Annotated in this window: 6 protein-coding genes; 2 read left to right on the top strand and 4 right to left on the bottom strand. The window is 63.3% G+C overall.

What is annotated here, in order from left to right; genetic code table 11:
* Positions 1-54: 54 nt before the first annotated feature.
* On the bottom strand, positions 55-315 hold the full coding sequence (locus VK519_RS06155) for a hypothetical protein (protein WP_324348269.1): 261 nt from the start codon (positions 313-315) through the stop codon (positions 55-57).
* A gap of 204 nt (positions 316-519) precedes the next feature.
* Here VK519_RS06155 and kbl point away from each other — a divergent pair, with 204 nt between their 5' ends.
* Both kbl and VK519_RS06145 read left to right on the top strand, forming a co-directional pair.
* Complete coding sequence (gene kbl / locus VK519_RS06150) at positions 520-1,716, top strand: glycine C-acetyltransferase (RefSeq protein WP_324348267.1); 1,197 nt, start codon at positions 520-522, stop codon at positions 1,714-1,716.
* 364 nt (positions 1,717-2,080) lie between these two features.
* Positions 2,081-2,332, top strand: coding sequence for a hypothetical protein (locus tag VK519_RS06145; protein ID WP_324348265.1), 252 nt, complete (start codon positions 2,081-2,083; stop codon positions 2,330-2,332).
* A gap of 209 nt (positions 2,333-2,541) precedes the next feature.
* On the opposite strand, the gene VK519_RS06140 is transcribed toward VK519_RS06145, so the two are convergent.
* From VK519_RS06140 to VK519_RS06130, 3 genes are all read right to left on the bottom strand, one after another.
* Complete coding sequence (locus VK519_RS06140; protein ID WP_324348263.1) at positions 2,542-3,282, bottom strand: pseudouridine synthase; 741 nt, start codon at positions 3,280-3,282, stop codon at positions 2,542-2,544.
* Positions 3,283-3,906: 624 nt separating this feature from the next.
* Positions 3,907-5,025 (bottom strand): OmpA family protein, encoded by a 1,119-nt coding sequence (locus VK519_RS06135; RefSeq protein ID WP_324348261.1) that lies wholly within the window; start codon positions 5,023-5,025, stop codon positions 3,907-3,909.
* Between the two features lie 204 nt (positions 5,026-5,229).
* A partial coding sequence (locus tag VK519_RS06130; protein WP_414692706.1) for a bifunctional 2-methylcitrate dehydratase/aconitate hydratase occupies positions 5,230-6,679 on the bottom strand: 1,450 nt, incomplete at its 5' end.

Below are 6,679 nucleotides of genomic sequence, written 5' to 3'. Positions count from 1 at the left end.
CTCGTCCAGTTCAATAGCGGTGCAGAGCCGTATCTGCAATTGTTCCCGGCTGCCCTAGCGCCCTTGTCCCTGCTCACGAGCCAGCGGCCGGGGACCGAACGGGTTGCGTGGTGGAGAAGGCGTCGGTGAAGGCGTGGGTATGCTGGCCCGGGCGTTTTCGTCAACTGCCTGCCGCAGTACCTGTGGATTGGCCGCGAGCAACGCGGCCACCGCTTCGATTTGACGCACCTGCTCGGCGCGGGCTTGCGCCGCGACCTGCTGCTCGAACTGATGGTCGGCGTCCCGCTGGCTATCGGCTGGAGGTGTATGGCTCATCGTTCGTCCCTTTTGGACAAGGCAGGCGAAGATATTCTGCCGTGGATGCGTCCGCGATCCAGTCCACGAGGGCGGGAATTCGAAAAGTTCCAGTGGTTTTGGCATCATCCCACCGCGTCGCGACCATCCTGCGGGCGCGGCGGGTGAATTGTCCGGGCATGGCGCAGCAGCCATAATCGGCCGGTCCCCCCACGGAAACTTCCCATGGCCTACCCTGGCAAGGCGCGGTTCGCCGCCGAACTCGATGCCATCCGCGAACAGGGCCTGTTCAAGGCTGAACGCATCATCACCTCGCCCCAGTCGGCCGAGATCACCCTCGCCGATGGGCGAAAGGTGCTGAACTTCTGTGCGAACAACTACCTTGGGCTTGCCGACCATCCCGATGTGATTGCCGCTGCGAAGGATGCGCTCGATACCCACGGTTTCGGCATGGCCTCGGTGCGCTTCATCTGCGGCACGCAAGACCTGCACAAGGAGCTGGAGCGCAAGATCGCCGAGTTCTTCGGTACCGAGGACACCATCCTTTACGCGGCCTGCTTCGATGCCAACGGCGGCCTGTTCGAGCCGCTGTTGGGCGAAGAGGATGCGATCATTTCCGATGCGTTGAACCACGCCTCGATCATCGACGGCATCCGGCTGTGCAAGGCCAAACGCTTCCGCTACGGCAACTGCGACATGGCCGACCTCGAGCAGCAGCTCAAGGACGCCGACGCCGCCGGTGCGCGCACCAAGATCATCACCAGTGACGGTTCATTTTCGATGGACGGCTTCATTGCGCCGCTGGATGAAATCACCGCGCTGGCGAAGAAATACGATGCCCTGGTGCATATCGACGAATGCCATTGCACCGGGTTCCTGGGCGACACCGGCCGGGGCGCTGCCGAAGTGCACGGCGTGATGGACAAGATCGATATTTTCACCGGTACCCTGGGCAAGGCGCTGGGTGGTGCGCTGGGCGGCTTCACCACCGGCCGCGCTGAGATCGTCGAGATGCTGCGCCAACGCTCGCGGCCTTACCTTTTCTCCAATTCCCTGCCCCCGCACGTGGTCGCCGCGGGTATCAAGGTGTTCGACATGCTGTCCTCCGCGGGCGACCTTCGCCGGAAGGTCAAGGACAACACCGCATACTTCCGCCAGAAAATGACCGAGGCCGGCTTCGACATCCGTCCAGGCGTGCATCCGATCGTGCCGGTGATGGTGTACGACGCGAAGAAGGCGCAGGCCATGGCCAGCGCCCTCCTGGACGAAGGCATCTATGTCACCGGGTTCTTCTTCCCCGTGGTTCCGAAGGACCAGGCGCGCATCCGCACGCAAATGAGCGCGGCCCATAGCCGCGACCACCTGGACAAGGCGATCGCGGCGTTCACGCGGGTGGGCAAAAGCCTGGGCATCGTCGCTTAAGGCTTACCTTGCAGGCCCCTGCTCCCTGCCCGGTGGCTTGCGCTGGAAGGGTGAGGGCGTCCTCTGGATGGAACCTGGCGGCAGGAAGGGCGGATTGCCGCCCTCCACCGGGTGCGGCTCAGGCACGGGTTTCATGGGTCGGTCGCGATGGTTAGGCAGTTGCATGGGATGTCTCCTAAAGGTTCTGTCGAAGCTGTCTTAGCGCGTGAAGCCACGGCCGGTATGGCGCGGTGGCGAATCGGGGGGACTAAACCGCCCGCCCGTGGATCCCGCCGGACTGGGTGCGCGATCGGCGGTCATCTGGGCCGCGAGTGGCGAGCCTGGAGACGGTGAGCGAAGGGTCCAGACGGAACCTTCTCGCGACGTGAAGGACGTCATCGATGGCGTCGATGCGGCAGATGAGAACGGGAACGGTCGCGCCGATGGCGGCAACGTAGCTACGTGCCCGCGCTGCGACGACGAATCACTGGCCCACGCCCTGGATGAATCCGACGCCCACGAGGAATTCGAATCGACCGTCAGGCTCGACGACATGGCTTCCGCAAGGTGGAAAACCGGCCCTCGCGAAGTGTTCGCAGATGACGACGGCGGCGAACTCTCCGCCGACTGGCTGTGATAGGTCTGCTGGCTGCGTACGGATGACGCGTCGGACCTGGTTGGACTGCTGCTCATTGCTTGGCTCCTTTCCATGGCAACGGACCTGAAGACGGCCCGCGTGCGTTTAAATCCAAATGGCAAGCGTGGCCCACGCACGTCGGCGATTCAATTCCCCGACTGGAAAATCCGAATCATTCGGACGAAGGCAAGCACTCGGTGCGCGAGGATTCAACGCCTGAGCATTTCCACTTCGGCGGCATCGAGCCGTCGCCAGCTACCCTTGCCCAGGTCGCCCAGCGCGAGCTCGCCGATGGCAACGCGTACGAGGCGGACCACGTCGAACCCGAGCACGCCGAACATCCGCCTGATATGGCGATTGCGGCCTTCGTCGAGCACGATCTCCAGCCATGCCTGGCGCGGGCCGTGGCGCAGGATGCGGACGGCCCGCGCCCGCAGGACCTCCCCGCCATCCTCCACGCCACCCAGCATGATCCGGCAGGCTTCTTCGTCCGGCGTACCACGTACCTGCACGTGGTAGGTCTTTTCCTTGCCGGACGACGGGTCGGTGATTCCGGCAGCCCATGCCGTGTCGTTGGACATCAGCAGCAGGCCCTCGCTGGCCTTGTCCAGCCGGCCGACCGGGCCGATCCACGGCAAGGATGCCTCCCGCAGCAGCGAATAAACGGTGGCGCGTCCCTTCTCGTCCTGGGCCGTCACCACAAGGCCGCGCGGTTTGTTCAAGGCGATGTAGACGAAGCTTTCCTGGCTGGCGGCGGCGTTGTCCACGGTGACCTTGTCGCGGCCCATGACAACTGGGAATTCCGGGTCCCGCTGCACGCGCCCGTTGACGCGCACGCGACCATCGCGCACCCAGGTGCCGGCCTGGCTACGCGAGCATAGGCCAAGTTTGGAGAGAACCCGTGCCAGGCCGTGACGCGGCGCCGGCGCGGCGGTGGTGAGGTTGGTCATGGGCAAAGCGTAGCGCATCGGTATCAATTCGCCCGAGCATGCGCATCGCGCAATCCTGGGCTTGTTGGAACAAAACGCAAAATCATGTCATGCGGGTTGTGCGCAGGTGAGCGCGGATCGATAGTCGGCGGTTTCGCCAATCAGGACGGCATCATGAAACAACTTCAATCGCACGCATGCCTGGCCGCGGGGGATATCCGATGAGTTCGCCTTCACGTAACGGGAACGACAGCCCGCCCTCACCGAACGAATGGACGCCACCGCGGAGTCCCCTGGACGCATTGGTCCACCGCCTGGGCGCCATGACCACGAACGGGCAACACCAGGGCCAGGGCCAGGCGCCCGCCGATACCGTGCGGGTGGTCCCGGGGCCGCAACCGCAGCTAGCTCGGCCGGGACATGCCTTTCTTCCTTCACGCTCTCCCACGCCACCCACACCAGGCCGCGATGATGCCAGCACGCCGTCCTTGACACGGGCAAGCACACCCGCCTCGTCGGCACCTTCGACGCCACGGTTCGGGCGGCGGGATAGCGACGCGCCACGGGAACGCGAGAGGTAGCTCTGGCAAAAGACAAAAAAAAGCCCGGCTTGCGCCGGGCTTTTTCGTATTGCTTGCGGGTCGCTTACTTCTTGACCTGCAGTTCCGTACGACGGTTGCGAGCGCGGCCATCGGCCGTGTCGTTGCTGTCGATCGGGTCGGCTTCGCCGTGGCCGATCGGGCCGTCGAGGCGGTCGGCGGTGATGCCGTGGGCCGTCAGGTAGTCGTACACGATCTTCGCACGACGCTCGGACAGGCTCTGGTTGTAGGCATCCTTACCGACGCTATCGGTGTAGCCGGCGACCGTGACATGGACCTGCGGGTAACGCTGCAGGGTGTCGACAGCCTGGTTCAGCACGCCCATCGAGTCGGAGGTCGGCTCCTGCAGGGTCTTCTCGATGTTGCCACCCATTTCATTCTTCTTCGGGTGGTCGAACTTGAAGTTGACGCCACGCAGGTCGATGACAACCTGCTGCGGGCAGCCGTCCGGACCGACGATGGTACCGGCAGGCGTGCTCGGGCACTTATCTTCGCAATCGTTAACACCATCGCCATCGCTGTCGAGGGTGGAGCAATCCGGGGCAGCCGGAGGCGGAGCGGCAGCCGGGGCAGGAGCGGCGGGCGGAGCGCCGAAGCGCGAAACCACGCTGAAGCCCAGGAACCAGTCGCCGTAGCCATTCTCGCCGCGGTTGGTCTTGTCGTCCCAATCGTAACGGTAGCCACCCTCGACACGGATGTCGGAGGAGTCGGTGATGGTCTTGGACACGCCGACGCCCAGTTCAGCAGCCGGAGCCCAGCCCTTGTCGTCGGCGTTGGTGTGGTAGCTGCCCATCACGCCGGCCAGCAGGTACGGACGCCATGCGTCCCACGCACCAGCGTAGAAGCGGGCAGCCACGCCGTAGTTGTTGTTCGACCAGTTGCCAGCGCCGTCACGATCACGCTTGGTGCGGTCGATGAACAGGTCGATGGAGGCGTTCGACGAAATGAACTTACCCACGCCCAGGCCGTAGTACACCTGACGGCTGTTGGTGTTGCGGTCGGTGTCGTTGTAGTAGCCGCCCACGGTCGGCGCAATGTACCAACGACCATCATAGGTGGTCGTCGACGTGCTGCTTGCCGTGTCGGCAGTGGTGTCCTGCGCGTGAACGGCACCCACGCCGCCCAGGGCCAGGCCGATCAGCAAAAACAAGCCCTTACGATTCATCGGTGTCTCCTCGTTATTGGTATTCGCGTCCGCGCTCCACCCCAGACGGAAATCGCGCGTAGAACGTCTATTCCTGAGTTTTTTTACGGAGGCTGTTTCCGCCCCTCGCAAACATCCCGTTAAGCGGGCTGCGGCAGTTTAGCAAAAATCAAACAATTGAACAGCCGCAGCTCACCTTCGTTCATATTCGAGTCACAGCAATGTTCAAACCGTGAAGAGACCCAGGAATTGGCTCACCGGCATGGCATCGAGGCTGGCCGGATCAGCCGTGGCGGCCAGGATCCTGGCCGCCTGGTGCTGGGGCAGGTAACCCTTGAGCGCGCCTTCAAATTTCTTCAGCAGGACCGGAATACCTTCGGCCCGGCGGCGGCGATGACCAATGGGATAGTCAATGGAAACTTTCTCGGTGCTGGAGCCATCCTTGAAAAATACCTGGATGGCATTGCCGATATAGCGTTTTTCGGCATCGAAATAATCGGTAGTAAACCGGGGATTTTCCGAAACCTGCATTTTATTGCGCAGCGCGTCGATTCGGGGATCGGCTGCTACGTCGTCGTTATAATCATCGGCGGTGAGACGCCCGAAGATCAGTGGCACGGCCACCATGTACTGGATGCAATGGTCGCGATCGGCATAGTTGGCCAGGGGGCCGGTCTTGTCGATGATGCGCACGCCCGCTTCCTGGGTTTCGATGACGATTTTCTCGATGTCATCCAGGCGGCCGGCGACCTTGCCGTGCAGCTGCATGGCGCATTCAACCGCCGTCTGGGCATGGAATTCGGCCGGGTAGCTGATCTTGAGCAGCACGTTTTCCATCACGTAGCTGCCGAAGGGCCGTTCAAACGTGAACGCGTTGCCCTTGAAGGCGACGTCGTAGTAACCCCAGGTCTTGGCCGAGAGAGCCGACGGGTAACCCACTACGCCGCGATATACGGCGTTGATGGCGTGTGTAACTGCGCGACGGCATGCGTCACCGGCAGCCCAGCTCTTGCGCGGACCGGTGTTGGGGGCATGGCGGTAGGTACGCAGGGCGCCGTTGTCGATCCAGCTATGCGATACGGCGGTGGTGATCTGCTCCTTGTCGCCGCCCAACATCGCCGTGGCCACCGCGGTGGAGGCCAGGCGGACCAGGATCACGTGATCCTGGCCGACGCGGTTGAAGCTGTTCTGAAGGGCATAGCAGCCCTGGATTTCGTGCGCCTTGATCGCCCAGGTCAGGACATCGCGCACGGTCGGGCCCTTGCCCCCTTCCCGCTCGGCCTTACGACCCAGGTAGTCGGCCACGGCCAGGATGGCGCCGAGGTTGTCCGAAGGATGGCCCCATTCGGCGGCAAGCCAGGTGTCGTTGAAATCCAGCCAGCGCACCTGGGTGCCGATGGCAAAGGCGGCCTGGACGGGATCCAGTTGGTGCGAGGTACCCGGTACGCGGGCGCCGCCGGGAAGGTCAGCACCAGGTACCAGGGGACCCAGGTGCTTGACGCACTCGGGGAATTTCATTGCCAGCATGGCGCAACCGAGCGAATCGAGCAGCATGTAGCGGGCGGTGGTGAACGCCTCGGGCGAGTCGATGCGGTAGTCGGTGACGTAGTTGGCGATGTCGACCATGGCCTGGTCGGGATCGGGTCGGACGGCAGAACGGATGTCGTGATGGGAC

The sequence above is a fragment of the Pinirhizobacter sp. genome (assembly GCF_035317885.1).
Classification (GTDB): Bacteria; Pseudomonadota; Gammaproteobacteria; order Xanthomonadales; family Rhodanobacteraceae; genus Pinirhizobacter.
This window is presented reverse-complemented; position numbering and strand designations above follow the sequence as displayed.